General features: G+C 62.9%; 29 protein-coding genes and 2 pseudogenes. 21 read left to right on the top strand and 10 right to left on the bottom strand.

Annotation, left to right across the window (positions count from 1 at the left end):
• Positions 1–126: pseudogene (locus AC04SG_RS30255) on the top strand (IS110 family transposase); the annotation flags it as partial.
• A 57-nt stretch (positions 127–183) separates the two neighbouring features.
• On the opposite strand, the gene AC04SG_RS30250 reads toward AC04SG_RS30255, so the two are convergent.
• From AC04SG_RS30250 to AC04SG_RS30235, 4 genes are all read right to left on the bottom strand, one after another.
• Positions 184–1,056: an MBL fold metallo-hydrolase gene (locus AC04SG_RS30250; protein WP_488554014.1), complete on the bottom strand. Its 873-nt coding sequence runs from the start codon at positions 1,054–1,056 to the stop codon at positions 184–186.
• 143 nt (positions 1,057–1,199) lie between these two features.
• Positions 1,200–1,859 carry a peroxiredoxin gene (locus AC04SG_RS30245; protein WP_488554013.1) on the bottom strand — a complete coding sequence of 220 codons (660 nt, stop codon included), beginning with the start codon at positions 1,857–1,859 and terminating at the stop codon, positions 1,200–1,202.
• Between the two features lie 199 nt (positions 1,860–2,058).
• Positions 2,059–2,424, bottom strand: a complete 366-nt coding sequence (locus tag AC04SG_RS30240) for a cell division protein ZapA (protein WP_192259319.1) — start codon at positions 2,422–2,424, stop codon at positions 2,059–2,061.
• A gap of 12 nt (positions 2,425–2,436) precedes the next feature.
• A complete protein-coding gene (locus AC04SG_RS30235) occupies positions 2,437–2,709 on the bottom strand; it encodes a DUF4164 domain-containing protein (RefSeq protein WP_023670128.1) in 273 nt (90 codons plus the stop codon).
• A 261-nt stretch (positions 2,710–2,970) separates the two neighbouring features.
• Here AC04SG_RS30235 and tkt point away from each other — a divergent pair, with 261 nt between their 5' ends.
• The 11 genes and pseudogenes from tkt (at position 2,971) to AC04SG_RS30180 (ending at position 16,058) form a co-directional block, all read left to right on the top strand.
• Positions 2,971–4,962, top strand: coding sequence for a transketolase (gene tkt / locus AC04SG_RS30230; RefSeq protein ID WP_488554012.1), 1,992 nt, complete (start codon positions 2,971–2,973; stop codon positions 4,960–4,962).
• Between the two features lie 182 nt (positions 4,963–5,144).
• Positions 5,145–6,155 (top strand): type I glyceraldehyde-3-phosphate dehydrogenase, encoded by a 1,011-nt coding sequence (gap, locus tag AC04SG_RS30225; protein ID WP_192259316.1) that lies wholly within the window; start codon positions 5,145–5,147, stop codon positions 6,153–6,155.
• A 207-nt stretch (positions 6,156–6,362) separates the two neighbouring features.
• Positions 6,363–8,255 (top strand): potassium/proton antiporter, encoded by a 1,893-nt coding sequence (locus AC04SG_RS30220; RefSeq protein ID WP_488554011.1) that lies wholly within the window; start codon positions 6,363–6,365, stop codon positions 8,253–8,255.
• Positions 8,256–8,378: 123 nt separating this feature from the next.
• Entirely contained in the window at positions 8,379–9,581 is a 1,203-nt protein-coding gene (locus tag AC04SG_RS30215) for a phosphoglycerate kinase (RefSeq protein ID WP_488554010.1), read from the top strand.
• 221 nt (positions 9,582–9,802) lie between these two features.
• Complete coding sequence (locus tag AC04SG_RS30210; RefSeq protein ID WP_488554009.1) at positions 9,803–10,828, top strand: class I fructose-bisphosphate aldolase; 1,026 nt, start codon at positions 9,803–9,805, stop codon at positions 10,826–10,828.
• A 174-nt stretch (positions 10,829–11,002) separates the two neighbouring features.
• Positions 11,003–11,745 (top strand): annotated as a pseudogene (locus tag AC04SG_RS30205) (DUF899 domain-containing protein).
• A gap of 60 nt (positions 11,746–11,805) precedes the next feature.
• A complete protein-coding gene (locus AC04SG_RS30200) occupies positions 11,806–12,519 on the top strand; it encodes an SGNH/GDSL hydrolase family protein (protein ID WP_488554008.1) in 714 nt (237 codons plus the stop codon).
• 216 nt (positions 12,520–12,735) lie between these two features.
• Positions 12,736–13,206, top strand: a complete 471-nt coding sequence (locus tag AC04SG_RS30195; protein ID WP_488554007.1) for a hypothetical protein — start codon at positions 12,736–12,738, stop codon at positions 13,204–13,206.
• Positions 13,200–13,409, top strand: coding sequence for a hypothetical protein (locus AC04SG_RS30190; protein ID WP_488554006.1), 210 nt, complete (start codon positions 13,200–13,202; stop codon positions 13,407–13,409). Before AC04SG_RS30195 ends, AC04SG_RS30190 begins: the two co-directional genes overlap by 7 nt.
• Positions 13,396–14,427 (top strand): hypothetical protein, encoded by a 1,032-nt coding sequence (locus AC04SG_RS30185; protein WP_488554005.1) that lies wholly within the window; start codon positions 13,396–13,398, stop codon positions 14,425–14,427. The genes AC04SG_RS30190 and AC04SG_RS30185 overlap by 14 nt, the downstream gene beginning before the upstream one ends.
• A complete protein-coding gene (locus AC04SG_RS30180) occupies positions 14,424–16,058 on the top strand; it encodes a Dyp-type peroxidase (protein WP_488554004.1) in 1,635 nt (544 codons plus the stop codon). The genes AC04SG_RS30185 and AC04SG_RS30180 overlap by 4 nt, the downstream gene beginning before the upstream one ends.
• Before the next feature lie 46 nt (positions 16,059–16,104).
• Here the strand turns inward: AC04SG_RS30180 and AC04SG_RS30175 are convergent, their stop codons facing one another.
• Positions 16,105–16,287 carry a hypothetical protein gene (locus AC04SG_RS30175; RefSeq protein ID WP_488554018.1) on the bottom strand — a complete coding sequence of 61 codons (183 nt, stop codon included), beginning with the start codon at positions 16,285–16,287 and terminating at the stop codon, positions 16,105–16,107.
• Between the two features lie 182 nt (positions 16,288–16,469).
• On the opposite strand from AC04SG_RS30175, the gene AC04SG_RS30170 reads away from it, so the two are divergent.
• The 3 genes from AC04SG_RS30170 to AC04SG_RS30160 all read left to right on the top strand — a co-directional run bounded on the left by AC04SG_RS30170 (position 16,470) and on the right by AC04SG_RS30160 (position 18,018).
• Positions 16,470–16,640: a hypothetical protein gene (locus tag AC04SG_RS30170; protein WP_112559800.1), complete on the top strand. Its 171-nt coding sequence runs from the start codon at positions 16,470–16,472 to the stop codon at positions 16,638–16,640.
• Positions 16,641–16,821: 181 nt separating this feature from the next.
• A complete protein-coding gene (locus AC04SG_RS30165; protein ID WP_488554003.1) occupies positions 16,822–17,232 on the top strand; it encodes a hypothetical protein in 411 nt (136 codons plus the stop codon).
• 66 nt (positions 17,233–17,298) lie between these two features.
• Positions 17,299–18,018: a helix-turn-helix transcriptional regulator gene (locus tag AC04SG_RS30160; protein ID WP_192259305.1), complete on the top strand. Its 720-nt coding sequence runs from the start codon at positions 17,299–17,301 to the stop codon at positions 18,016–18,018.
• Between the two features lie 62 nt (positions 18,019–18,080).
• On the opposite strand, the gene AC04SG_RS30155 is transcribed toward AC04SG_RS30160, so the two are convergent.
• From AC04SG_RS30155 to AC04SG_RS30145, 3 genes are all read right to left on the bottom strand, one after another.
• Positions 18,081–18,767 carry a DUF1013 domain-containing protein gene (locus tag AC04SG_RS30155; RefSeq protein ID WP_488554002.1) on the bottom strand — a complete coding sequence of 229 codons (687 nt, stop codon included), beginning with the start codon at positions 18,765–18,767 and terminating at the stop codon, positions 18,081–18,083.
• A 324-nt stretch (positions 18,768–19,091) separates the two neighbouring features.
• Positions 19,092–19,232, bottom strand: a complete 141-nt coding sequence (locus tag AC04SG_RS30150; RefSeq protein WP_023670143.1) for a DUF1127 domain-containing protein — start codon at positions 19,230–19,232, stop codon at positions 19,092–19,094.
• Between the two features lie 294 nt (positions 19,233–19,526).
• Complete coding sequence (locus AC04SG_RS30145) at positions 19,527–20,537, bottom strand: NAD(P)H-quinone oxidoreductase (protein WP_488554001.1); 1,011 nt, start codon at positions 20,535–20,537, stop codon at positions 19,527–19,529.
• Positions 20,538–20,669: 132 nt separating this feature from the next.
• Between AC04SG_RS30145 and AC04SG_RS30140 the strand changes: the two genes are divergently transcribed.
• From AC04SG_RS30140 to AC04SG_RS30125, 4 genes are all read left to right on the top strand, one after another.
• Positions 20,670–20,864: a DUF1192 domain-containing protein gene (locus tag AC04SG_RS30140; RefSeq protein WP_112559543.1), complete on the top strand. Its 195-nt coding sequence runs from the start codon at positions 20,670–20,672 to the stop codon at positions 20,862–20,864.
• 8 nt (positions 20,865–20,872) lie between these two features.
• Entirely contained in the window at positions 20,873–22,216 is a 1,344-nt protein-coding gene (locus tag AC04SG_RS30135; RefSeq protein WP_488554000.1) for an MFS transporter, read from the top strand.
• 32 nt (positions 22,217–22,248) lie between these two features.
• The gene (locus AC04SG_RS30130; protein ID WP_023706277.1) at positions 22,249–22,512 is read left to right on the top strand and encodes an ArsR/SmtB family transcription factor; all 264 of its coding nucleotides are present in this window, start codon (positions 22,249–22,251) and stop codon (positions 22,510–22,512) included.
• 64 nt (positions 22,513–22,576) lie between these two features.
• Complete coding sequence (locus tag AC04SG_RS30125; RefSeq protein WP_488553999.1) at positions 22,577–22,966, top strand: hypothetical protein; 390 nt, start codon at positions 22,577–22,579, stop codon at positions 22,964–22,966.
• A 15-nt stretch (positions 22,967–22,981) separates the two neighbouring features.
• Here AC04SG_RS30125 and AC04SG_RS30120 read toward each other — a convergent pair whose 3' ends face one another.
• The gene (locus AC04SG_RS30120) at positions 22,982–23,638 is read right to left on the bottom strand and encodes a glutathione S-transferase family protein (RefSeq protein WP_488553998.1); all 657 of its coding nucleotides are present in this window, start codon (positions 23,636–23,638) and stop codon (positions 22,982–22,984) included.
• Positions 23,639–23,729: 91 nt separating this feature from the next.
• Complete coding sequence (locus AC04SG_RS30115; protein ID WP_488553997.1) at positions 23,730–24,563, bottom strand: alpha/beta fold hydrolase; 834 nt, start codon at positions 24,561–24,563, stop codon at positions 23,730–23,732.
• 101 nt (positions 24,564–24,664) lie between these two features.
• On the opposite strand from AC04SG_RS30115, the gene AC04SG_RS30110 reads away from it, so the two are divergent.
• Both AC04SG_RS30110 and AC04SG_RS30105 read left to right on the top strand, forming a co-directional pair.
• The gene (locus AC04SG_RS30110) at positions 24,665–25,192 is read left to right on the top strand and encodes a winged helix-turn-helix transcriptional regulator (RefSeq protein WP_488553996.1); all 528 of its coding nucleotides are present in this window, start codon (positions 24,665–24,667) and stop codon (positions 25,190–25,192) included.
• A gap of 79 nt (positions 25,193–25,271) precedes the next feature.
• A complete protein-coding gene (locus AC04SG_RS30105) occupies positions 25,272–25,511 on the top strand; it encodes a hypothetical protein (RefSeq protein ID WP_352556605.1) in 240 nt (79 codons plus the stop codon).
• Positions 25,512–25,642 lie beyond the last annotated feature (131 nt).

The raw sequence follows: 25,642 nt of genomic DNA, 5'->3' as shown, positions 1-25,642 counted from the left end.
GCTCAAAGGTTGCAACTGGCGGGAAAGCCCAAAATGCTCATCCGCATCGCGCTTGCCAGAAAACTTCTCGTCATCCTCAATGCAAAAGCACGCGACGCGAGAAGTGAGTTCGCAAATGCAACTTGACCCCCCAGATAGTCGCTCTCCCCGTATAGTGACGGGGAGAAGGGACTAACCGTGCTATCAAAGCCCATCCAGCGGGAACTTCAGATATCGCCTTCCATTGGCTTCCGGCTCCGGCAGCCGTCCGCCATTCATGTTGACCTGCAGCGCATGCAGGATCAGCCGCGGCATCGGCAGTGTCTTGTCGCGTCCCTCACGCAAGGCGACGAATTCGGCCTCGGTGTGCGCGGCAACGAGGTGGATATTCTTCGCCCTTTGCTCAGCGACGGTGCTCTCCCAACGCGCCTCACGGCCACCCTCCTGGTAGTCGTGGCCAACGAACACGCGCGTGTCGTCCGGCAGCGCCAGGATATCCTGGATCGATCGCCACAGCCGCGCCGCGCTGCCACCGGGAAAATCGGCCCGCGCCGTGCCGCTGTCGGGTATGAACAGCGTGTCGTGGATGAAGGCGGCATCGCCGACGACATAGGTGATTGAGGCGAGCGTATGCCCCGGCGAGAACAGCACCTTGACCGGAAGGCTGCCGATCAGGAACGTTTCACCTTCCCCAAACAGCCGGTCCCACTGCGACCCGTCGGCGGGAAAATCGGGCCAGTTGTAGATCGCCTTCCACAGCTTCTGGACCTCGACGATCCTGTCGCCGATCGCCGTCGGCGCTCCGGTCTTCTCATGAAGATAACGAGCCGCCGAGAAATGATCGGCATGCGGATGGGTATCCAGGATCCATTCGAGTTCCAGTCCGTTTGCCCGGATGAAATCCAGCAAGGCATCGGCGCTTTTCGTCGCCGTCGCGCCGGACCTTTCGTCGAAATCGAGGATCGGATCGATAATGGCGCAGCGCTTCGTCGCCGGATCAGCGACGATATACTGTATGGCTCCGGTCGGCTTGTCGTAGAAGCCGCTGACCAGCGGCTTGGCCAAAGCTGCGTCCATTTCCGGCCCCCTGCCCCTCGCTCCGGCAGGAATGATTTTCTCTGCCGGAATGAACCAGGAGCATGGTCATCCAGCAAGGCGCACCCGTCAAGCACACCCTGCCAGAAACAGGACAAAAATCGAAACCGACCCGGGTCAAAAACCTAGGCGGATGGCTGCTTGGTCTTCCTGAGATAGGGCAGGACCGTGTCAAAAGCGCCGAAGCGCTTGATCGCATCCTCGTTGGAGACGGCAGCTGTGATGATGACGTCCTCGCCCTGCTTCCAATTCGCTGGCGTCGCCACCTGGTGCTTGGCGGTCAGTTGCATGGAATCGACGGCGCGCAGGATCTCGTCGAAGTTGCGGCCGGTGGTCATCGGATAGGTCAGCACCAGCTTGATCTTCTTGTCCGGCCCGATGACGTATACCGAGCGCACCGTGGCGTTGTCGGCCGGCGTGCGGCCTTCCGACGTCTCGCCGGCCCCCGCCGGAAGCATCTCGTAGAGCTTGGCGACCTTGAGGTCCTTGTCGCCGATCAGCGGGTAGTTCACCGTCTGGCCGGTCGCCGTCTTGATGTCGGCCTGCCACTTGTCATGGCTCGCAACAGGATCGACGGAAATGCCGATGACCTTGACGTTGCGCTTCTTGAATTCGCCCGCCAGACCCGCCATCGTGCCGAGCTCGGTCGTGCACACCGGGGTGAAGTTCTTCGGGTGGCTGAAAAGGATCGCCCAGCCGTCGCCGATCCACTCATGGAAATTGATCGTCCCTTGTGTGGTTTCGGCGGTGAAGTCCGGCGCGATGTCGTTGATACGAAGGCTCATGGCACATTTCCCCTGCAACAGATTTCGTTAGGAGCGGCACCAAGGCGGCGTCCACGCTCCGGCATTGCCGCATCTTAGCGCATAAATCGCGGTTGTGAGATAATAGGAAACTCTTGTCGGCGGCGGAATGAGCACTTTCGTGCTACGGACCCAACGTTGGGGCCCGACAATCTTTCGTTTCTGCGAGAAAAGGGTGCGCTCAGGCCTTGTTGACCGCCAGCGACGTGGCCAGGTCTTCCATGCGCTGGGCGAGCGCGCCAAGCGCGCTGGTCAGCACGGCGTCGTTCTTGTCGGCCTTGGTCAGCGCCTCGTCGCGCGTCTTGCGCAGCGTCTGCACCTCGGTCTCCATGCCCTTGACACGCTTCTGCAGCTCCGACAGCTCGTCCATCACCATGATGCCGGCCATCACCGTTAGCCGCTGGTCGCCGATTTCGCCGAACGAATCCTTGAGATGCGAGACATAACGGTCGAAGCGTTCGGCCAGGTCGATCAGATGCTCTTCCTGGCCCTCGTCGCAAGCCATGCGGTATTGCTTGCCGTCGATGGAAACCGTGACCTGTGCCATGGCCTGCAGCTCCTACCTGTCCAGCACCGCGCGGATGGTTTCCATGGCGGTCACCAGGCGGCGCGACACTTCCTTGTTGGCATCTTCCAGCCTTTCGGCGCGGGCTTCGGAATTGTCCAGTTCCTGCGCCAGCCGGGAACGGTCGGCGTTCATGCGCTGCACTTCAGCCTCGGCTTCGGAATAGTCGCGCTCGTGCTCAAGCTTGGCCGCGACGGCGTTTTCCAGCCCCTCGATGGCCTTGCCCAGCCTGTGGATGACTTCCTTGAGTGTGGTTTCCCCGGTCATGGCCTTCGTCCTGTGCCCTGCCCATCACCGAATCGCTCGCGTTCAGAACGCGTTATCCCGGAAACATTAGGCACCGGGTGAAGGCAACGTCAACAAAGCTCTCGCGACTGTCCCCTGCTAACGCTAATGTGGGCCTGCCACCGGCATCACAAGACCGGCAAATGTGCAGCCGATTTGTTGACTAAAAGCCCGCGCCTGCTATGTGTCGCGCACCCTTTCCAGGGCTCTGCCAAGCCCACAAATCCCCACCCCGGAGGTACCATGACGTCGCGTGAACAACATGACCGGATGGCCAATGCGATCCGTTTTCTCGCCATGGACGCTGTCGAAAAGGCCCAGTCCGGCCATCCAGGCTTGCCCATGGGCTGCGCCGACATCGCCACCGTGCTGTTCACGAAGTTCCTGAAATACGATCCGAAGAACCCCCATTGGCCCGACCGCGACCGCTTCATCCTGTCGGCCGGCCACGGTTCGATGCTGCTCTATTCGCTGCTGCACCTGACGGGCTACGAGGACATGACGATCGACCAGATCAAGCATTTCCGCCAGCTCGGCTCGAAGACCGCCGGCCATCCCGAATACGGCCACGCCACCGGCATCGAGACGACGACCGGCCCGCTCGGCCAGGGTCTTGCCAATTCGGTCGGCTTCGCACTCGGTGAGCGCATCATGAACGCCGCTTTCGGCAACGACCTCGTCGACCACTACACCTACGTTCTGGCTGGTGACGGCTGCCTGATGGAAGGCGTCTCCCAGGAAGCCATCGCGCTTGCCGGCCACCTCAAGCTCAACAAGCTGATCGTCTTCTGGGACAACAACAACATCTCGATCGACGGTCCGGTCTCGCTCGCCGACAACACCGACCAGGTTGCCCGCTTCCAGGCCAGCGGCTGGAACGCCAGCCACATTGACGGCACCGACCCGGAAGCGATCGCCTATGCCATCGAAGCCGCCCGCCATTCCGACAAGCCGACAATGATCGCCTGCAAGACGACCATCGGCTTCGGCGCCCCGACCAAGGCCGGCACCAACAAGGCGCACGGCTCGCCGCTCGGCGCCGACGAAATCGCCGGTGCGCGCAAATTCTTCAACTGGGACTCGCCGCCCTTCGAGATTCCGGCCGACATCCTCGACGCCTGGCGCACCGCAGGCAAAGCCGGCGCCAAGCCGCGCACCGACTGGGAAGGCCGCCTTGCCAAGGCCAAGCCCGAGCTGAAAGCCGAGTTCGAGCGCCGCCTCGCCGGCATGCTGCCGTCGAACTTCGACGCCGTCATCGCCGACTACAAGAAGAAGCTGTCGGTCGACAAGCCGAAGGTCGCCACCCGCAAATCGTCCGAGATGGCGCTGGAAGTCATCAACGGCGCCGTGCCCGAAACCATCGGCGGCTCGGCCGACCTCACCGGCTCCAACAACACCAAGACCAGCCAGACCAAGAACATCACGCCGGACGATTACGGCCAGCGTTATGTCCACTATGGCATCCGCGAACATGGCATGGCCGCCGCGCTAAACGGCCTGACGCTGCATGGCGGCCTCATCGCCTATGGCGGCACCTTCATGTGCTTCTCCGACTATGCCCGCCCGTCGATGCGGCTGGCGTCGCTGATGGGCATCCGCTCGATCTTCGTCATGACCCATGATTCCATTGGTCTGGGCGAAGACGGCCCGACCCACCAGCCGGTCGAGCATCTGGCGGCCCTGCGTGCAATCCCCAACCACAATGTCTTCCGTCCGGCCGACGCGGTGGAAACCGCCGAATGCTGGCAGATCGCCATTGAGACGGAAAAGACGCCGTCGACCCTGGCGCTGACCCGCCAGAACCTGCCGACGGTGCGCACCGAATACTCGGCCAAGAACCTGAGCCGCCAGGGCGCTTATGAACTGGCCGCGGCCAGTGGTGACGCCGCGGTGACGATCTTCGCCACCGGCTCCGAGGTCGAGGTCGCTCTCGGCGCCCGCGACCTGCTTGAAAAGCACGGCCATCCGACCCGTGTCGTCTCGGTGCCTTGCTTCGAACTGTTCGACCAGCAGAGCGACGCCTACCGCAAGAAGACCATCGGCGACGCGCCGATCAAGATGGCGATCGAGGCCGGCATCCGCCAGGGCTGGGATCACCTGATCGGGTCCGACGGCATCTTCGTCGGCATGCACGGCTTCGGCGCCTCCGGCACCATCGAGCAGCTCTACCCGCATTTCGGCATCACCGCCGAAGCGGCAGCCAAGGCAGCGGAAGCCCGCCTGCACAACAAGTGATATCCAGGGTCACTTGCACAGCAAGTGATCCCGGTCAGTCCCGCGAACCGCAAAGGCGGTTTCGCGGGACTGGACCAACCTAATCGATTTAAATTCGGCCTTCTGCGGCTGGATTCTTGTCCCATCCGCAGCTATGAAGCTGCGGACCCATCTGCCGCCTTTCGAGCTCCAGGGAGAGTAAAATGACCGTCAGAGTTGCCATCAACGGATTTGGCCGCATCGGCCGCAACATCCTGCGCGCTATCCATGAATCCGGCCGCAAGGATATCGACGTCGTCGCCGTCAACGATCTCGGCCCGGTCGAGACCAACGCCCATCTGCTGCGCTATGACAGCGTCCATGGTCGCTTCCCGCACGAAGTGAGCGTCGATGGCGACCAGATCACCGTCGGCAAGGAAAAATTCAAGGTCACCGCAATCAAGGACCCGGCGCAGTTGCCGTGGAAGGATCTCGGCGTCGACATCGCGCTCGAATGCACCGGCATCTTCACCGCCCGCGACAAAGCCGCCGCGCATTTGACCGCCGGCGCCAAGCGCGTCGTCGTCTCGGCGCCGGCCGAAGGTGCTGACCTCACCGTGGTCTACGGCATCAATCACGACAAGCTGACCAAGGACCATATCGTCATCTCGAACGCGTCCTGCACCACCAATTGCCTGGCGCCGCTGGCCGCCGTGCTGCACGAGGCCGTCGGCATCGAAAAGGGCATGATGACGACGATCCACTCCTACACCGGCGACCAGCCGACGCTGGACACCATGCACAAGGACCTTTACCGCGCCCGCGCCGCAGCACTGTCGCAGATCCCGACCTCGACCGGTGCGGCCAAGGCGATCGGTCTGGTGCTGCCCGACCTCAAGGGCAAGCTCGACGGCATCTCGATCCGCGTGCCGACGCCCAACGTCTCGGTCGTCGACTTCAAGTTCATTGCCAAGCGCGCCACCACCGTGCAGGAAATCAACGAAGCGGTGATCGCTGCTTCCAACGGCAAGCTCAAGGGCATTTTGGGCGTCACCCATCACCCGAATGTGTCGATCGACTTCAACCACGATCCGCGCTCCTCGATCATGGCGCTCGACCAGACCAAGGTCATGGACGGCAACTTCGTTTCGGTGCTGTCCTGGTACGACAATGAGTGGGGCTTCTCCAACCGCATGGCCGACACCTCTGTCGCCTTCGGCAAGACCATCGCCTGAACACAAACATCGTCTCACAGCTTTGAAACGCCCGGCTTTGTCCGGGCGTTTTTCGTCGGAGCGCGTGCCTAGTCGGCCCGACCGGCCAAAATGCACGAAAATCAGCGGCATAGGGCAAAAAACCGCCCTCCCGCCTTGCACTGGCCATGCCTTCGCCCCACTCTCCCGTAAATCGGGAGAAAGAGGAATTCGAGGGGCAAGTCACGGATGGAGCATGCGATCTATCTCGTCACGCTGGTCGGCACAGCGCTCGTCGTCGCCGCCGCGTTTTCGAGCCTGATCGCCTTCCGCTTCGGCGCTCCGCTGCTGCTCTTGTTCCTCTGCATCGGTCTCGCCACCGGCACCGACGGTCTTGGCATCGAATTCGACAATGCGCGTGTGGCTTATTTTGCCGGCTCACTGGCGCTGGCCGTCATCCTGTTCGATTCCGGTTTCGGCACGCCGCTCAATGCGCTGCGCCAGGCGGCCGGGCCGGCGCTGTCGCTGGCGACCTTCGGCGTGCTTTTGACCACCGGCCTGTTCGGCGCCGCCGCCTATTACCTGCTCGACCTCAGCTGGCTGGAATCCTTCCTGCTCGGGGCCGCCGTCGCCTCGACCGACGCGGCTGCGGTGTTCTTCCTGCTGCGTGCCGGCGAGATCAATCTGCGCGAGCGCGTGCGCGCCACGCTGGAAGTTGAATCCGGCACGAACGACCCGATCGCCATCTTCCTGACCATCACGCTGGTCGAGATCATCGCCGCCCACGCCAATCCCGAGACCCATGTGCTGGTCACCAATCTGGTCCTTGGCTTCGTGCTCAATATGGGCCTCGGCGCCATTGTCGGCGTGCTTGGCGGCCTTGCCATCGTACGCCTCGTCGACCGACTCAATCTCGACCACGGCTTGCTGCCGATCTTCGTGCTGACCTTGTCGCTGATGGTATTCGCCGCCGCCGGCGCCATCGGCGGGTCGGGTTTTCTCGCGGTCTATCTCGCCGGGCTGATTGCCGGCAATTCCGACATCCGCGCCGTCACCATCCTGAAGCGCTTCCAGGACGGCATGTCGTGGCTGGCGCAGATCATCATGTTCCTGATCCTCGGCCTGTTCGCGACGCCGTCGCAATTTCCGGCGATCCTGGTGCCTGCGGTGCTGCTTGGCCTGTTCCTGATGTTTGTCGCGCGCCCGATCGCCGTCTGGCTCTGCCTGATCCCGTTCCGCCTGCCGCGTCCCGAGGTCGCCTTCGTATCCTGGGTCGGCCTGCGCGGCGCAGTCTCCATCCTGCTCGCCATCACCCCGCTGCTCGGCGGGCTCGAGAACGGCCGCGTCATCTTCAACACCGCCTTCATCATCGTGCTGGTCTCGCTGGTGGTGCAGGGCTGGACGGTCGGGCCACTGGCGCGCCGGCTCGGCCTGATCGTGCCGGCGAGGCTCGGTCCGCTGGACAAGGTCGAGCTCGAACTGCCGGGCTCGGCCCATCACGAGCTTCTCGCCTATCGCGTCGCGCCCGGCAGCCCGGTGGCGCGCGGCGAGCGCATCCCGCGCTGGGCCAGGCCCTCGCTGGTGCTGCGCGACGGCCGCTCGATGCGCTTCCAGGACATGGGCCGGCTCGCTGCCGGCGACCAGGTCTATATCTTCGTGCCTGACCGCTATCCGCGCCTGCTCGACAAGCTGTTCGCCAGCCGCGCCGTGGTCGACCCCGAGGATGCCGATTTCTTCGGCGCCTTCGCCGTCGATCCGGCGCGCTCCGCCGCCGAGTTGGAAGCAGCCTACACGCCGGGCCTGACCGAAGCCGAGCAGAAGCTCACCGTCGGCGCGCTGGTGACGGCAAGGCTCGGCGGCCACGCCGAATATGCCGACCGGGTGCTGATCGGGCCGATCGAGCTGATCGTCCGCGACGTCGACGACAAGGGTAAGATCACAGGCCTCGGACTGTCCTTCGAGCCGACCGCGCCGGTGGCGCGGGTGCCGGTGTTCCTCAGCGCCGGCGAGATCGGCGACCGCGTCTCCGCCTTCATCCGCAACTGGCGCAAGCCAACGGAAACGCAGGTGGCCGAGGTACGAGCTGATGAGAAGCCCGCCGCCCCGGAGCCGACAGTGGAAAAGGCAACGACCGAGAGCTGACAAGGCGATGGTCTACGCTGCCTTCGATCCAGCCCTCAAATTTTCGCTTCCATCCCGGCTCAAGCCTTGCATCGTCATTGATGCGAGGTATGGTCCCGGCGATTTTCACGGAAAGGAACCGGCATGGCCGCCTTCAAGACACTCGACGATATCGGCAATATCAGCGGCAAGCGCGTACTGGTGCGGGTCGACCTCAATGTGCCCGTCGCCGACGGCAAGGTCACCGACGCCACCCGCATCGAACGCATTGCGCCGACCATCGCCGAGCTGTCCGGCAAGGGCGCCAAGGTCATCCTGCTCGCCCATTTCGGCCGGCCGAAGGACGGTCCCTCGCCCGAATTCTCGCTGGAGCCGATCGCCAAGGCCACAGCCGAGGTGCTCGGCCGTCCCGTTGGCTTTGCCGCGGATTGCGTTGGCGACACGGCGGGAAGTGCGGTCGCCGCCATGAACAAGGGCGACGTGCTGCTGCTCGAAAACACTCGCTTCTACAAGACCGAGGAACAGAACGACCCGACCTTCACCGAAAGGCTTGCCGCCAATGGTGACATTTTCGTCAACGACGCCTTTTCGGCCGCGCACCGGGCGCACTCCTCCACCGAAGGCCTGGCGCGGCTGTTGCCTGCCTATGCCGGCCGCACCATGCAGGCCGAACTCGAGGCACTGGAGAAAGGTCTGGGCAATCCGGTCCGCCCTGTCGTTGCCATTGTCGGCGGCGCCAAGGTGTCGACCAAGATCGACCTGTTGATGAACCTGGTGAAGAAGGTCGACGCGCTGGTGATCGGCGGCGGCATGGCCAACACCTTCCTTGCCGCGCGCGGCACCGCTGTCGGCAAGTCGCTGTGCGAGCACGACCTTGCCCCGACCGCCAAGCAGATCATGATCGAGGCCGCCGAAGCCGGCTGCGCCATCATCCTGCCGGTCGACGGCGTCGTCGCCAAGGAATTCAAGGCGGGCGCGGCCTGCGAGACCGTCGCCATCTCGGACGTGCCGGCCGACGGCATGATCCTCGATGTCGGCGAAAAGACCGTGAAGGCGATCGGCGAATGGATCGACCGCGCCGCGACGCTGGTCTGGAACGGCCCGCTTGGCGCCTTTGAGATCGAACCTTTCGACCATGCGACGGTGGCAGCGGCAAAGCATGCGGCGGCCCGCACCGCGGCCGGCAAGCTGGTCTCGGTCGCCGGTGGCGGCGATACGGTGGCCGCACTCAACCATGCCGGCGTCGCCGACGACTTCACCTATGTCTCGACCGCCGGCGGCGCTTTCCTGGAATGGATGGAAGGCAAGCCGCTGCCCGGCGTCGACGTGCTGAGGAAACAGGCCTGACCGGATCGGTGGCGCAAAAACGGACGCCAGGAACTTTCAATCGATTCGAGCTTTCCGATGCCATTCCTTTGGCGGTAGACTTCCGTTAGAGCAATTCCAGGAAAAGTGTGAGCGGGTTTCCGTCCGGAATTGCGTAAAAACAAAGACATAGAGCGGTCCGCCGTTTCCGTGAAACGGTGAACCGCTCTATGTGCGGAACAGACCCCTTCAGGAGAAGCAAAATGAGCGAACGTCTCGAAGACATTGCCGCCGCGATCGTCGGCGGTGGCAAGGGCCTGCTGGCCGCCGATGAAAGCTCCGGTACCATCAAGAAGCGCTTCGACGTCATCGGCGTCGAATCGACCGCCGACAGCCGCCGCGACTACCGCGAGATGATGTTTCGCGCCAAGGACGCGATGACCAAATACATTTCCGGCGTCATCCTCTATGACGAGACTATCCGCCAGACGGCCGCCGACGGCACGCCGCTGGTCGATGTCATCAAGGCATTGGGCGCGATTCCCGGCATCAAGGTCGACACCGGCGCCAAGCCGCTGGCCGGCTTCCCGGGCGATACCATCACCGAAGGCCTTGACGGCCTGCGCGAACGCCTTTCCGATTATTACAAGCTCGGCGCTCGCTTCGCCAAATGGCGCGCAGTGATCGACATCGACACCGGCAAGGGCGTGCCTTCGGCCAATTCGATCGCCTCCAATGCCCATGCGCTGGCCCGTTATGCCGCTCTTTGCCAGGAAGCCGGCATCGTGCCGATCGTCGAACCGGAAGTGCTGATGGACGGCGCCCACGACATCGACACCTGCTACGCGGTCTCGAAGGCGACGCTGATCAAGCTCTATGACGAGCTTCATGCGGCGCGCGTCGTGCTCGAAGGCACGATCCTGAAGCCGAACATGGTCATTGCCGGCAAGAAATCCGGCAAGACCAACAGCCCCGAGGAAATCGCTGAAAAGACCATAAAGCTGTTCCGCGAGACGGTACCGTCAGCAGTGCCGGGCATCGCCTTCCTCTCGGGCGGACAGTCCGATGAGGAAGCGACCGCCAACCTCAACGCCATCAACGCCATCGGCCCGCATCCGTGGAAGCTGACCTTCTCCTACGGCCGCGCCCTGCAGGCCGCCCCGCAAAAGGCCTGGAGCGGCAAGGCATCGAACGTCGCCGCCGGCCAGGCCGCATTCACCCATCGCGCCCATATGAACCATCTGGCTGCGCTGGGAAAATGGAAGGCGAGCCTCGAACAGGCTGCCTGAGCGCGGTCCTTCCGTCTTATTCAAACCCGGGCCGATGCGCCCGGGTTTTTGTTTATGGCGAACGGGCTTGGGATGGAGCTTGTCCGTCCTTATCTCCCCTTCGGCAAAAGCTGACGGCGATGTCGGTTCCTGCCCATTCCGAACGTCCTTGGGATGACAGACAGGGAGAAGTTCATGCCTAGCAACAAGGTGGTTTCGCGCGAAGACTGGTTCCAGGCGCACAAGGCGCATCTGGCGCGCGAGAAGGAACTGACGCGGTTTCGCGAGCGCATCGCCGCCGAGCGGCGTGAATTGCCTTGGCTGAAGATCCGGAAAGATTACGTCTTCGAGACAGAGCAAGGCCCGAAGAACCTGGCGGAGCTGTTCGCCAACCGCAGCCAGCTCATCGTCTATCACTTCATGATGACGCCAGGGTCGGATCATCGCTGCGAAGGCTGTTCGTTCCTTGCCGACCATATAGACGGCGTCAACCAGCATCTGAGGCATCACGACGTGTCTCTGGTCGTGGTTGCGCGCGCGCCATTGGCGGAGCTGTTGCCTTACAAGCAGCGCATGGGCTGGAAATTCGACTGGGTGTCGTCCTACGCCTCGGATTTCAATTTCGACATGCAGGTCTCGTTCACCGACAAGCAGATCACGGCCGGCGACACACCTACAATTTCGAGACACGTCCACGGACATCGAAGGATCTTCCCGGCACCAGCGTTTTCTGCAAGGACGAGAACGGCGACATCTTCCTCACTTTCACGTCGCGCGCCCGTGGCGGCGAGGCTCAGATCGGCACTTACGATTATCTCGACATGACGCCGAAAGGCCGCGACGAAAATGGCCCCTATCAAAACCTGATGGACTGGGTGCGGCTGCATGACGAATATCAGGACAGGCACGCGGACAAGCCGAACTGCTGCGACGATTGAAGACGTTCACCTCGGCCCGAACATGCGCTAAGCCTGCCGCCAATCTATAACGGTATCGCCATGCGCTTCCCGGCCCTCCTCACCTGGCTCGCCTACCCCGTCTATGTCTGGCAGGGGCTCGGCGTGCGCCGCCGCACCACCCGCATGTTGCCGGCCCAAGGACCGGTGATGCACGAGATATCGGGCAGGGCGCCGGCAATCTCGCTGCTGGTGCTCGGCGATTCCTCGGCCGCCTCGGTCGGCATCGGCAATTCCGAGCACGGGCTGGCCGCGCAGCTTGCCGTCATGATCGCGCAACGCACCGGCAACGCCGTGCGGTGGCGCGCCGCCGGCTTCAACTCGGCAACGTCGGGGCAGATCCGCGACCATGTGCTGCCCAATCTGTCGGCCGATCCATGGACGCATATTGTGCTCGCCATTGGCACCAACGACACTAAGAATTTCCACTCGGTGCCGCGCTTCAAGAAAGAGTTCGGCGGCCTGCTCTACGCACTTCGGGCCAAATGGCCGGAGGCGCGTGTCGTCTGGTCGCCGGTGCTGGAGTTCACCCGTGCGCCGGCCATGCCGCCGCTGCTCGGCAAAATCCTCGAGATCCGCGCCACCACAATGAACCGCATGGGCAAGCGCCTGTGTTTCGAGCGCGGCGCCTTACCCGTGCCGCGCCTGCCGATCACCAATCCCGAAGAGGGTTTCGCCTCCGACGGCTTTCATGCCTCGGAAGCCGGGTATCGGGCCTGGGCCGAACACCTGGTTGGGCAGGTCCTCGCCGATTGACCAGATCGGCACGGGTTCGGGCTAGCCGGTTTCGGAGAACTGGATCGATTATTTTCGAAATACTGTTGATTTCGACATCCCTCCAGTGGATTGGAGGAAGAGTATTCCAAGTCAAAACAACATGAATGCGCCAGCCCGGCGTTACTTCTGCAATGCCATCTTGCGGATTCAGGACTGCTGCGTCATTCTGCCATTGGGCAAGGGGTGCGGGGTGGCATGTCGAACATTGCCGGCAAAGCATATGCAATGAATGTGCTGACGCCAATGCGGCCTTGGCGGACATGGATCCAGCACCTGATTTTCATGGTGGCGCGCGCCGGGCCTGCGCAGCTGTCGGGCTTGCTTGGGCTGAAGCTCATTCACTTCGCGCGTTGGGTGATCATCCGGCGCGACCAATGGCCTGATCTCGGCCAGGGCAAGCAGGCCATCCAGAACGACTACATGCTGTTCCTGTCCAATTTCAACGGCACCTGGGATCAGTATATCGACGCCTTCGCCGACGGCATCCCGAGCGGCCTGGACATGTTCTGGTATGCCAGCACCAAATATCCGCACTCGATCCCGATCTCGAGTTTCAAGGACTATATCGGCGCCAACCAGATCCATACCAACTACTATTACAACGCCACGCCCGGGGCAGCACAGCGCGACATCAAGGCAGCGCTGCGTGTCCGAACGAGGTGCTGAAGCTCGCCAGGATCCACGCCAGCAGCGACCCGAAGGCCTTTGCGCAGGCCTACAGGGAAGCGCTTGTGAAGGTGGCCAATTCGCTGGCATCGCCGGGCTTTGCACCGATCGCCTCGGTAGCGACGCGCAAGGCCGACAAGGCGCGGAACGAATTCATCGACATGCTCGAAAAGAAGCGTCGGGCGGCCAATGCCAAACCTTGACGGTGGCCACTATTTCCTGACGGTCCTCGCCCCGATCCGGGTCGACATCATGATCGACCCCGACGAGATCGGCCGTTCGCGTTCGCACCGTCAACTGCTGGCCCAGAAGCTGGCGTTGCTGGCCACCGGCAAGCAAACGGCGGAATCGCCGCCCAATGCGCGGCCCTCGCCCTTCTCACTCAACACTTTGAACCACCTCGCCCGGTTCGTCATCATCCATGGACCAGCCTTCAACGGGCGCATTTCGAGCGATGCGCTGGTCAGCGCCGTGCGTGCCGTCAATCCGCTGGCGCCGCAGCCCGTAGATCAGCTGGGTACGCCTTATCTGCTGTTCGCGGCCGATATCGACGCACAGGCTGAAGGCGATGCTCTACGCGCCTACACCGATCAATTGTGGGCGACGATGAAACGCGATCTGGTGATCATCTTCGGCCATTGCGTCGGCTTCGACGGCATCGATTCCGCGGACGGGTTTCACGCCTATATCAAGCGCTGCCAGATCGAGACGACGATGCCGTTCAACGACTACTGGCCGGACGGCCTCGACGTCAAAGAAAAGACGCTGGAGATCGGCGCGCTCAAGCCGGTTGGCATCGCCGCCGCTGGCGCGATCGTAATCTGGCTTGCGGTCCTGCTCCTACACGGCGTCTTCGCTGTCTTCGGCGTGCACAACGCTTTTGCGCAATGGATCGCGACGGCAGCCATATGGGGCGTCGCCGTGGTTTCGCTGCTGGCCGTCCTGACGTTGCTCATGGCCTGGGGGTTGTATCGCAAGGTCTTCCACCTGGGCATGACGCCCTTCCCGACCGCACCCGGCGCCGACCTGCCTTCGGTCCTGAAGTCGCTGTTCATCCAGCAGCATTTCACCCGTTTCGCCATCGAGGCGCAGGGCCTTGACGACACAGGACTTCACGCCCGCTTCGGTGCCTTTCTCGGCGCCGTAAAGCCGGACGATCCGGCGGAACCAACACAGCAGGCCGGTGAAATCCGGGCGCCGGCGGCGGAGTGGGCGCGATGATCGAACTCGACCTTCCCGACATCCAGGGCAACATCCATCGCCCCTATGGCCGTTTTGGCTTTCCGCACAGCCGGCACCTGTTTTTCACCATCGCCGATGCTGCCGCCGGCCGGCTGTTCGTGCAAGGCATCCGGCCGCGCATCACCACCGCCGAGCCATGGGGAAAGTCCGAGGCTGGTGGCGCTGGACCCACACTGCTGCGCAAACCGCCGATCACGCTCAACATCGGCTTCACCTTTCTCGGCCTGCGCGCACTCGATCTGCCGACCCGCACGCTGCGACTGTTGCCCGACGAGTTCATCGACGGCATGGGCTGCCGCGCCGACATCCTCGGCGATGTCGAAGGCAGCGCGCCAAGGCATTGGGACCCGGTGTGGCACGCGCATCTCGACGGCAGCGTTCGCCCGGTTCATGTCTGGGTGTCGCTCAATGTCGGCGCCAATCCCGACGGCACGCCGCTGCCTGAACTCGGGCTATGGACCGCATGGCTGCAGGAGCTTGCGGCAAAATCCAATGGTGGCGTTGCTCTGCTCGCAGGGCACGGAGCTGACGGACAAGGCCTTTGGCAGGATTCCGCCGCGCTGATGGACCCCGGTCCTGACGGCACGATGATCCCGCAGCCGAAGGAGCCCTTCGGCTTCACCGACGGCATCAGCGATCCGGTCTTTCGCGGCCAGTTCCAGGCCGACGCAGAGGCGCGCGCCGTCATCGGCGCTGGCAAGATCGCTGAAGGCCCCTACGATCCCAAGACCAGTTGGAAAGCGCTGGAGACCGGCGAGTTCATCCTCGGCCAGGTCGACGAGGGCCAGGAATTTCCGGTCGCCACGCAGCCGTCCGGCTTTGCCCGCAACGGCACCTTCATGGTCTGGCGCAAGCTGCGCCAGGACGTGCCTGGGTTCGAGGCCGAGATGCGGCGGCAGGCGGCCTTATGGAAGCAGGTTACCGGCATCGCCGACGACGTGGAGGCCTATGAGACCGTCTCGGCCAAGCTGGTCGGCCGCTGGCGGTCCGGCATTCCGCTGCTGGCCGCGCCGAGTTGGGCCGATCACCAGCGTCTGATGACCGAATGGGCCGATTGCATCGACCCCGCGCTGCGCAAGCCGCGCGACGACGCCAGGCACCAGGAGCGGCTGGCGGCGTTTGCCCAGCTGCTCACCGGCTTCCGTTACGGCGATGACCCAGACGGCGCCAAATGCCCGTTCGGCGCCCATATACGCCGCGCCAATCCGCGCGACATGCTCGATCCGCTGCTGAGCGAGACGCATGGGGCAAGCACGCTCACCAACCGCCGCCGTATCCTGCGCCGCGGGCTGCCCTATGCCGATCCCGACGGCGAACAGGGCGTCATCATGATGGCGATCTGTTCAAGCATTTTCCGGCAGTTCGAATTCATCCAGCAGCAATGGATGAGCTACGGCCTGGATTTCGAAGCCGGCAACGACACCTGCCCGCTGACCGGCAACCGGGCCGAATCCAGCAAGCACGTCATTCCGGCCGGACCGGCCAATGCCACACCCTTCATCGCGGCGAACCTGCCTGAATTCGTGACGACGCGCGGTGGCGATTACTTCTTCGTCCCCAGCCTCACCGCAATTCGCATGATCGCCATGGGAACGGTCGATCCGACCTGACACAGCAGCCTGCCTGCTGCGGCAAGGGGGAGCGACAGACGCTGTGCTATGTCCAGTGCCCCAGCGCGCCGGCCAGCGCGATGGCCGCCATTGCAAGCAGAGCCAGCTTCCAGAAGTCGCCGCGCCGCCTCAAGCCAGGCCAGCCGAGCGGCTTTATCAGCTGGATAGCCATCACGCCGATGATGACAAGGGCGAGCAGTTTCGACATGCTGCCTTTGACCAGCATCACGGACGGCTGTCAAAGCGCTTCTTGCATGGTCTCCGCCAATCCGGCCATTCCTGACAAAAGGCTCGTTTCCGAGCCGCCGGCAACGCGCCTCGCAGCTTTCTTCAGCGACCTGACAGGCTCCTGACAGACTGCTGTCAGGAGGGGTGTGCGATAGTGTCTCCATCAGAGAAGAGGAGACGGTCATGAACAGCTTTGGTATTTTGAACAGCGTACAGCACTATGTCGGCAAGATCCGCACGATGCGTAATGAAGTCCGTACCCAGCGCTTCTTGAACTCCCTGCCGGCGGACATCCGCAAGGACATTGGCTGGCCCGATATGTATGAGGGTCGCAGCCGCATTCGCGAGGTCTGAGGCTTTTTTCATGACAATGCTTGGATGCGGCCCCTGCAACGCCCAGATCATTGACATGAAACTCGGCCAGCGATGCCCTGGGACGGCGCAAACCTTTTTTGCGCTCGCTACCGACGATGCTGAAGGCTCCTGACAGAATGCTGTCAGGAGCACCATGCCATAAACGTGTCAGGAGACATGGATGGTGAAAAGCTGGAACGAAAGGCTGAACACGCCGGGCATCACTGGCGTGAAACCGACGCCCCGCACGATAGGTGACGTCGTCGAAGGTCAGCCGATGCTGGTGCCGACGGCCCGCCAGGTCGATGATTTCATCCGCTCCATACCCAACGGCGTCGAGATGGACGTCCGCGCCTTGCGCACCGCTCTCGCCATCGAGCACGGGGCGCAAGTGACATGTCCTGTCACCATCGGCTATCATCTGCGCACTGTTGCAGAAGCCGCCAATGAAGATCTCGAGCGCGGCATGGAATTGTCAGCGATTGCGCCGTTCTGGCGCGTGCTCGACACCAACGCGCCGACGACGAAAAAACTGTCCTTCGGCGCGGAATTCGTCGCCGCGCAGCGCAAGCGCGAAGGATTGAAGCCATAGTGGATGTCGCCCGGAACCGGTTTGGGGACCACGACATTCATAGAAACGCAGCCGAGGGACCATACGATGCGCCGTGCCGACAGGCTCTTCCAGATCGTGCAGCATCTGCGCGGTGGCCGGCTGGTCACCGCCCAGAAACTCGGCACCTGGCTCGAGGTTTCCGAGCGAACCATCTACCGCGACATTGCCGACCTGCAGTCGACCGGGGTGCCGATCGACGGCGAGGCGGGCGTTGGCTACATGATGAGGGAGGGTTTCGACCTTCCGCCGCTGATGTTCACGCGTGACGAGATCGTCGCGCTGGTCGCAGGCGCCCGCATGGTGCGCGCCTTTGGTGGTGCGGCCATGGCGCGTGCCGCCGACGAGGCGCTGGTCAAGATCGGCGCCGTGCTGCCCGACGCCGAGAAAGACCGCATCGCCCGCACCGAGATCCACACGCCGATGTGGGTGGTGAGCGACGCCGCCCGCGAGGCGATCGACCTGATCGAGCGCGCCGTCGAGAAGCGCCAGGTGCTGACCATCGACTATCGCGACGAGGCCGGTCGCGGCACCGCGCGCGATATCCGTCCGCTCGGCCTATGGTTCTGGGGCAAGGTATGGACGCTGGTCGCCTGGTGCGAGATGCGCGACGATTTCCGCGCCTTCCGCATCGACCGCATCGGCTCCGTGGTCATCGCCGGCCGTATCTTCAAGCCGGAGCGCGGCAAGCAGCTTGCCGATTTCTACCGCGCGGTCGAACGCTCCGAGGATTACGGCATGACGCCGGACCGGGCTGCTCGAAGCTGAGACTTCGACAGTCAATAAAAAGCCCGCGCGAAGCGGGCTTTTTTGTTGGTCTGTCGCAGACCTTACTCTTCGTCTTCGTTCTTGGACTTCAGCGCCGAGAGCTTGGCGAACACGGCATTGGCGTCGAGCTCGGCATCCTCATCCTTCGGCTTCTCCGGCGCCGGCACCAGCCGCTCGGTCAGGGCCGCCGGCAGCAGCGTGTCACCGGCCGGCTGCGCCTGTTCGCGGCCGCGCGAGGCGCGGTTGACTTCCATGTCGAGGTCGATCTGCGAGGCGAGACCCAGCGTCACCGGATCCATCGGCTGCAGATTGGCCGAGTTCCAGTGCTTGCGCTCGCGGATCTGTTCGATCGTCGACTTGGTCGTACCGACCAGGCGCGAAATCTGCGCGTCCTTCAATTCCGGGTGGTTGCGCACCAGCCACAGGATGGCATTGGGCCGGTCCTGGCGCTTCGACAGCGGGGTGTAGCGCGGACCTTTGCGCTTGGATTCCGGCACCCGCACCTTGGGGTCGGACAGTTTCAGGCGCTGGTTCGGATCCTTCTCGGCGCGCGCGATCTCGTCGCGGGTCAGCTGTCCCGTCATGATCGGGTCCATGCCCTTGATGCCTTGCGCCGATTCGCCGTCGGCGATCGCCTTGACCTCGAGCGGATGCAGTCCGCAGAACTGCGCGATCTGCTCGAAGGAGAGCGCGGTGTTGTCGACCAGCCAGACGGCGGTCGCCTTGGGCATCAGCAGCGTATTGGCCATTTCAAAAATCCTTCTCGTTCGCCCGCGTTCCCGCGCGGGCGGTGGTTTAGAGCCACCAAAATGGGAAATTCGCGGCCTGTATAACCGCTCCGCCGCCGTTTCGCAATGTTTTTGGCGCGGGGCAGCCGCCGGACGCCAGACTGCGTGAGGCCATAAAGGACCTCGGCTTCGGCGATCATTTGACGCCGAGGTGTAAAAAGGGGTCCAAAACGACAAAACCCGCCGGACAGGGTCCAGCGGGCTCGGAACCGGCGACGGTAAACGTCTGCTGCGGCTCTTTGCTTCCAGCACATGGCCAGGCCTTACGGCCGGCCATGCTCCGAATTAGATGGCCTTGCGGGCAATCCGCTCGATGTCGCCGCGGCTGATGCCGAGGTCGCTGAGCTGACGGGCGTTGAGCTTGTTCAGCTCGCGCACGGTTTCGTTGTACATACGCCAGTTACGGAAAGCGCGGATCGGGTTCATGGTATTCCTCCAGTTGTTGGATCAAATCGTTTCGATGCCGCTTAGATAGGCAGTGCTGCCCATGAATTGAACAGACGTCTTTGCATAGCCGCAATGCAAATGCTGCATTGCACCATTAAGCCTCTGTTCATCTAGCCAGCAGGCCGAGCGCGGAGGATGTGCCGAGATTCAGGTCAGGCCGAGCCGAAAACGGTGGCTGCCGAGAACCGGAGCGGAGCGTACTTAGGTACGTGAGCAAGGGAAGCGCAGGCAGCCGCCGTTTGCAGGCCGGCCTCACCTGAATCTCGGCACATCCTAGCCGACGTCGAGAACGATCTTGCCTATATGCTCGCCCTCTTCCATGCGCTCATGCGCGCGCCAGGCGTCGGCCAGCGGGAAGATCATGTCCATGACCGGCGACACTTTGCGTGTGCCGAGCAGCGGCCACACCTGCGCTTCGAGCGCCGCAGCGATCGCTGCCTTGAACTCGACCGTGCGGGGCCGCAGCGTCGAGCCGGTATGGGTCAGCCGCTTGACCATGATTTTTGAAAAATCGGCGCTCGCCACCGCGCCGGCCTGGACGGCGATCTGGACAATCCGGCCCTCGACCGCCGCCGCCTCATAGTTGCGCGCGACATAGTCGCCGCCGACCATGTCGAGAATGACGTCGGCGCCCTTGCCGCCGGTGGCTTCCTTGACCGCGGTGACGAAATCCTCCTCGCGGTAGTTGATCGCCCGGTCGGCGCCGAGCTTCAGGCAGGCGTCGCACTTCTCCTTGCTGCCGGCGGTGGTGACGACATAGGCGCCGAAGGCCGACGCCAACTGGATCGCCGTGGTGCCGATGCCCGACGAGCCGCCATGCACGAGCAGTGTCTCGCCTTTCTTCAGGCCGCCGCGCTCGAACACATTGTGCCAGACGGTGAAATAGTTTTCCGGCACGGCGGCCGCTTCTGTATGGGTGAAGCCGGCAGGCAGCGGCAGCACGCTGCCGGCATGAACCTTGACATATTCGGCATAGCCGCCCCCCGGAGTCAGCGCGCAGACCCGGTCGCCGATGCGCCAGCGCGAAATCTCGTCGCCAAGTGCTGCCACTTCGCCCGATGCCTCGAGGCCGGGCAGGTCTGAGGCGCCGGGCGGTGGCGGATAGGCGCCCTTGCGCTGCTGCACGTCGGGCCGGTTGACGCCGGCCGCACGCACCCGGATCAGGATTTCGCCGGGGCCGGGCACCGGCACGTCGCGCGTTTCCGGTTTCAGCACCCGCGGTCCGCCCGGTTGCGAAATTGCAATGGCCGTCATCCTGGTCGGAATTTTATGTCCGCTCGCCATGAAGTTTTCCATCCCGATCCTGCCGGTCTGTCGCCGGCTGCCAGTTTCTTGCCGACTGTTTGCATCAGCACCCCTGCCCTATGTATGCTGATTGCCGGATCAGGCAAATGGCCAAATCAGCGAGGAGCGACGATGGCGATCTTCGACGACGAACCCAAAAAGAAATCCAGGCCGCATGAGATCGGACAGGATCTGTCGCTGCTTTCGGTCGGTGACCTGACCGAGCGGATCGGCATCCTGCGCGACGAGATCGCCCGGCTGGAAGCCGAACTGCAGACCAAGGGCAGCACCAAATCGGCGGCCGAAGCCCTGTTTCGCCGCGGCTAGTTTTCGCGTTGGTTTCGGCATCGGAGCATCCGCCGCCGAAAAGCCCGAATGCGCCTGTCTTCAGAGCTGCTCCCGTCTTCAGAAATGACATTCCCCTCCAGCCGGATCAACCAATGTTTGCAAGTTACAGACCGATCCTCTCGCTGCTTCGCGGCACTGCTTTCCTGCTCGCGGCTTCGGGATTGCACGGCCTGCTGCTGCCGTTGCGCGGCCAGATCGAAGGGTTTTCCACCGCATCGCTCGGTCTGATGGGCACCGCCTGGGCCGGCGGCTTCGTCACCGGCTGCTTCTTCGCACCGCGCCTGGTGCGCCGCGCCGGGCATGTCAGGGCGTTCGGCGCCTTTGCCGCGTCGGGCGCCATCGTCGCCCTGCTCACCGGCCTGATCATCGACGAATATGTCTGGATCCTGCTGCGCGCCTTCACCGGCTTCACCATGGCCGGCGCCTTCATGGTCATCGAAAGCTGGCTCAACGAAAAGGCCACCAATGAGAACCGCGGCACCGTCTTCGGCCTCTACATGATGGTCACCTATGCCTCGATCATGGGCGGCCAGATGATCGTTGCCGGCGGCGACGTCAAATCGGCATCGCTGTTCATGATCACCGGCATATTGTTCTGCCTGTCGCTGATCCCGACTGCGGTGTCATCGGCCTCGTCTCCCAAGCCGTTGCAGGACGTCAAGCTCGACGTCAAAGGGCTTTATGCCAACTCACCGGTGTCGGCGGTCGCCTGCCTGCTGGTCGGCATCGCCAACGGCGCCTGGGGCACGCTGGGCGCCGTCTACGGCGCCCGCATCGGCATTTCCACGGCCGAGATCGCGTTGATGATGAGCCTTGTGGTTGTTGCCGGTGCCGCCATGCAGCTTCCGGCCGGGCGCCTCTCCGACAAGACCGACCGTCGTTTCGTACTGGCGGGCGCCGCTTTCGGCGCCGCACTGTTCGCCATCCTGATCTTCCTGTTCGAACCGCACTTCTCGGTTCTCGTCATTGTGCTCACCGCCGCCTATGGCGCCTTTGCCTACACGCTCTATTCGATCGCGGTGGCGCATGCCAACGACCACGCGCGCGCCGAGGATTTCGTCAAGGTCTCGGGCGGCCTGCTGCTTTTGTATGGGTTCGGCACCATGATCGGCCCCTTGCTGGCCGCCGCTTTGATGGGCTGGTTCCGCCCCGAAGGCCTGTTCCTGGCCACCGCTATGGCGCATCTCAGCCTCGCCGCCTACACGCTGCTGCGCATCAGCCGCCGCGCGCCGGTGCCGATCGAAGACCGCGACGCCTTCAAGACCCAGCCGGCCGATCGCTCGGTCACCCCTGAAGCATTGCGGCTCAGAAAAGCGGAAGCTGACGGTTGAGATTTGAAAAACTTTGCCCCACAAGTATAGTCATGATCTTTTCTGACGCCTTCATGGCGATTGCCGATCCCAACCGGCGCTATCTCCTGGAAGAGCTCCGGCGCGGCCCGAAAACCGTCAACGAACTGGCTTCGGGCCTGCCAGTCTCTCGCCCGGCCGTGTCCCAGCATTTGAAAGTATTGCTGGACGCCGGCCTGGTTCAGGCCAAGGCCGAAGGCACGAGGCGGGTCTATACGGTCAGCAGTGCCGGCTTCCTCAAGCTCAATATTTGGCTAGACCAGTTCTGGGAAGCATAGGCCGGGCGAACGCGGAAAATACAGCCGGTCCTTGCCCCCTTGCCTTACGACAGGAGGACCACCGATGCGACGCGAAACGCTTCTTGGTGCCGTGACTGCGGTTAATCTGGTTTTGGTCGCCGCCACCGCTTTGATGCAGATTCTCCCGGCCAAAGCGCAAGACAGCGCAGGCATCCTGCGCGGCAGCGGTCTTGAAATCGTCGACAGCGAAGGCCGGCTGCGCTCCAGCATTTCGATCCTGCCGGCGACGGCAGGCGAGGTCGAGACCGTGCTGTTCCGGCTGATCCCCGAAAACGGCCAGCCCTCGGTCAAGATCGCTGCCTCGACCGCCAGCGCCGGGCTGAGCTTCGTTGGCGGCGACGATGTCAGCTATGTCATCCTCGAAGCCGACGGACCCGAAACCCGGCTCAAGATGGTGGAGCCGGAAGGGCGCGAGAAGCTGATCGCGCCATAGGCGAGATCGTTCAGATCAGCCGTTATTGTAGGGAAAGAACTTGAAATAGGGCTGCGCCTCCTCGACCACCCTGGCGAAAGAGGGCCGCTTGAGCAGGCGGTCGTGGTAGCGTTTCACGGCCGGATATTTGTCGCCGAACGGCTCGACCTTGTTGGCGTAGAAGAGCGCCGGCGAGGCCGCACAGTCGGCCATGGTGAAGCTATGGCCGGCCGCCCAGATTTTCGAGCGCATCTCCTCCTCGGCGACCGCGTAGGCGTTGCGCAGTTGCGCGCGCGCCTCCTCGACCCCGAACGGATCGGTGTTGTCCTGCGGCCGCAGCCTGTCGCCGACGATCTTTTGCATCGGCGCCTGGACGTAGAAATCATAGAAACGGTCGGCCTGGCGGACGGCCAGCGCCAGATCGATGTCTGTGGGAATGAGTTCGACCGGGCCTGGATAGTGCGCGGCGAGATATTCGATGACGATGGTCGATTCGAGCACCGTGCGCTTGCGCGCTTCGTCACGCAGCGCCGGCATCTTGCCGGTCGGAGACACTTTCAGGAACGCCGCGCGCGACTGCTCGTCGCCGAGATCGACGATGACCGGAGTGAAAGGGATCTCGTTCTCATAGAACGCGATCAGCGGCTTCCAGCAGAACGAAGCCAGCGGATGAAAATGGAACGTCAGGGACATGCTTTGCTCGCTTGTTTTCGAATTCGTTGACACTGCCTGACAACACCGAAATGTCACCTGGCTTTTCCGCAGAGGAGCCTGTCAGCCTCTGTCAGGGCTTGGTATGGGCAATGATAGCTGCTGCAATCGTGTCCCAATCCTGGGGATGCAGTTCGTGGCCACCGCCTTCGATGCGGACAAGCCGTGCGCCGGCGATGGCATCGGCAAGGGCCGCGCCATGCTCAACTGGAAAGATCGGATCTGACGTCCCGTGGATGACGAGCAGCGGGGCCTTGATCTCCTGCAGGCGCCCTTTCAGATCCTCGCTGCCTTTCAGCATGAAATGGTTGGTCGCGCTCAAAAAACCGCCGGATCGGTCATAGTCCTGTTCGATGAATGCCCGCATCGCCTTCTCGTCGAACGGATGCGCGGTGCTTGCGATGGCGTGGGTGTCCTTGACGACGAAGCCGACCACCTGCTCGCGGTTCGACCAGTCGACCTTGGCGCCGTCGGCCGAGTGCTCCATATAGGCCTCGGTCGTCCCCGGCAGATGCGATGTATCGATCCCCACCGGCGAACTGCTGATCACCGTCAATGTGATGACACGCGAGGGGTGTCTCAGCGCCAGCCGTTGCGCGATCATGCCGCCCATCGACATCCCCACCACATGCGCCTTCCCGATGCCGTGGCTGTCGAGGACGCGCACGGCATCGTCCGCCATGTCGTCGAATGTATACGGCGGCTCGCCCGGCGCATATTTGGTCGACAGGCCGGTGTCGCGGTTGTCATAGCGGATCACGAAACGGCCTTCGCCGGCAAGTTTTTTGCAAAGCGCCTCCGGCCACCACAGCATCGAGGCCATGGCGCCCATGATCAGCAGCATGGCTGGATCCCGGGGGTCGCCAAACGTCTGGGAGACGATTTCGGGTGCTGCGGCCTTTGTCATGGGAATCTCCTCGCTTAAGCTTCAAACTGATTGCATTTTGCAATCGGTTGCACGATAATAAAACTGATACGATAATGCAACCGGTTTTTTAGGAGAGTCGGATGAAAACCGAACACCGCTCGGGATGCCCGATCAATCTGTCGCTGGAAGTATTCGGCGACCGCTGGAGCCTGATCATCCTGCGCGACATGATTTTTGGCGGCAAACGCCACTTTCGCGAGTTGCTCAACGGCTCGATCGAGGGCATCGCTTCCAACATCCTGGCCGACCGGTTGAGGCGGCTGATGGAACTCGGCATGCTGACCAAGGCTGACGATCCCTCGCACAAGCAGAAGGCGATCTACAGCCTGACCGAGATGGCCATCACGCTGGTGCCGATCATGGCGCATCTCGGTGCCTGGGGCCGCGTCTGGCTGCCGGTCAGCGAGGAGTTGTCGATCCGCGCCGAATTGCTGGAGAAGGGCGGTCCGCCAATGTGGGAGCAGTTCATGGACGAGTTGCGCCACGACCATCTGGGGACGCCAGTTGCAGCGGCGGGGCGGCCTTCCGTCCGCGCCACATTGCAGGCCGGATACGAGGCGGTGGTCGCTCGCAAGGCGTCGAGCGCCGGCCAGGCCGCCGCCTCCTGACCAACTTATTTTCCCATTTATGGGGCGGCTCTGCTATCAAGGGGCTGAAAAACATAATTTATGGGATTGGATAACGCTCTTGGTTGAGAACTCTAAGGATACCGCCCGCGCCCGGGCAGATATGCGTTTCAAGAAGCAGGAAGATGCAGCCACGGTGCGGCAAAAGGCGATGGCGGAGTATGTCGCAGAGGCCGACGCCCGCCAGGCCAAGACCAACAAGCTGCGGGCACTGCGCCTTGCCAAGGAAGCCGAAGATCTCGCCAACGCACCTGCCGCCCCGGTCAAGAAGCCGGCGCGGGCCAAGAAAAAAATCGCCTGACGATTCCCATGGTCAATGGCAGACTGGAAGCGGCTGAGCATATCGGCCGCGCCCCTGTAACCGCCTGCCATTTCGCTTTCCCACGCGAAGCAATTTCAACCGCAACCGGGATTTCGCATCTCGCGTGTCAG

It is taken from the genome of Mesorhizobium sp. CNPSo 4684, assembly GCF_057784315.1.
This window is presented reverse-complemented; position numbering and strand designations above follow the sequence as displayed.

Bases quoted from the DNA above. Each gene is read 5' to 3' on its own strand.
- AC04SG_RS30165 (WP_488554003.1), top strand. From the start codon at position 16,822: ATGGTGAAAAGCTGGAACGAAAGGCTGAACACGCCGGGCATCACTGGC.
- AC04SG_RS30250 (WP_488554014.1), bottom strand. From the start codon at position 1,056: ATGGACGCAGCTTTGGCCAAGCCGCTGGTCAGCGGCTTCTACGACAAG.
- gap (WP_192259316.1), top strand. From the start codon at position 5,145: ATGACCGTCAGAGTTGCCATCAACGGATTTGGCCGCATCGGCCGCAAC.
- AC04SG_RS30130 (WP_023706277.1), top strand. From the start codon at position 22,249: ATGATCTTTTCTGACGCCTTCATGGCGATTGCCGATCCCAACCGGCGC.
- AC04SG_RS30155 (WP_488554002.1), bottom strand. From the start codon at position 18,767: ATGGCCAATACGCTGCTGATGCCCAAGGCGACCGCCGTCTGGCTGGTC.
- AC04SG_RS30110 (WP_488553996.1), top strand. From the start codon at position 24,665: ATGAAAACCGAACACCGCTCGGGATGCCCGATCAATCTGTCGCTGGAA.
- AC04SG_RS30140 (WP_112559543.1), top strand. From the start codon at position 20,670: ATGGCGATCTTCGACGACGAACCCAAAAAGAAATCCAGGCCGCATGAG.
- AC04SG_RS30125 (WP_488553999.1), top strand. From the start codon at position 22,577: ATGCGACGCGAAACGCTTCTTGGTGCCGTGACTGCGGTTAATCTGGTT.
- AC04SG_RS30240 (WP_192259319.1), bottom strand. From the start codon at position 2,424: ATGGCACAGGTCACGGTTTCCATCGACGGCAAGCAATACCGCATGGCT.
- tkt (WP_488554012.1), top strand. From the start codon at position 2,971: ATGACGTCGCGTGAACAACATGACCGGATGGCCAATGCGATCCGTTTT.
- AC04SG_RS30210 (WP_488554009.1), top strand. From the start codon at position 9,803: ATGAGCGAACGTCTCGAAGACATTGCCGCCGCGATCGTCGGCGGTGGC.
- AC04SG_RS30200 (WP_488554008.1), top strand. From the start codon at position 11,806: ATGCGCTTCCCGGCCCTCCTCACCTGGCTCGCCTACCCCGTCTATGTC.
- AC04SG_RS30170 (WP_112559800.1), top strand. From the start codon at position 16,470: ATGAACAGCTTTGGTATTTTGAACAGCGTACAGCACTATGTCGGCAAG.
- AC04SG_RS30120 (WP_488553998.1), bottom strand. From the start codon at position 23,638: ATGTCCCTGACGTTCCATTTTCATCCGCTGGCTTCGTTCTGCTGGAAG.
- AC04SG_RS30185 (WP_488554005.1), top strand. From the start codon at position 13,396: ATGCCAAACCTTGACGGTGGCCACTATTTCCTGACGGTCCTCGCCCCG.
- AC04SG_RS30145 (WP_488554001.1), bottom strand. From the start codon at position 20,537: ATGGCGAGCGGACATAAAATTCCGACCAGGATGACGGCCATTGCAATT.
- AC04SG_RS30150 (WP_023670143.1), bottom strand. From the start codon at position 19,232: ATGAACCCGATCCGCGCTTTCCGTAACTGGCGTATGTACAACGAAACC.
- AC04SG_RS30115 (WP_488553997.1), bottom strand. From the start codon at position 24,563: ATGACAAAGGCCGCAGCACCCGAAATCGTCTCCCAGACGTTTGGCGAC.
- AC04SG_RS30245 (WP_488554013.1), bottom strand. From the start codon at position 1,859: ATGAGCCTTCGTATCAACGACATCGCGCCGGACTTCACCGCCGAAACC.
- AC04SG_RS30235 (WP_023670128.1), bottom strand. From the start codon at position 2,709: ATGACCGGGGAAACCACACTCAAGGAAGTCATCCACAGGCTGGGCAAG.
- AC04SG_RS30215 (WP_488554010.1), top strand. From the start codon at position 8,379: ATGGCCGCCTTCAAGACACTCGACGATATCGGCAATATCAGCGGCAAG.
- AC04SG_RS30195 (WP_488554007.1), top strand. From the start codon at position 12,736: ATGTCGAACATTGCCGGCAAAGCATATGCAATGAATGTGCTGACGCCA.
- AC04SG_RS30220 (WP_488554011.1), top strand. From the start codon at position 6,363: ATGGAGCATGCGATCTATCTCGTCACGCTGGTCGGCACAGCGCTCGTC.
- AC04SG_RS30180 (WP_488554004.1), top strand. From the start codon at position 14,424: ATGATCGAACTCGACCTTCCCGACATCCAGGGCAACATCCATCGCCCC.
- AC04SG_RS30160 (WP_192259305.1), top strand. From the start codon at position 17,299: ATGCGCCGTGCCGACAGGCTCTTCCAGATCGTGCAGCATCTGCGCGGT.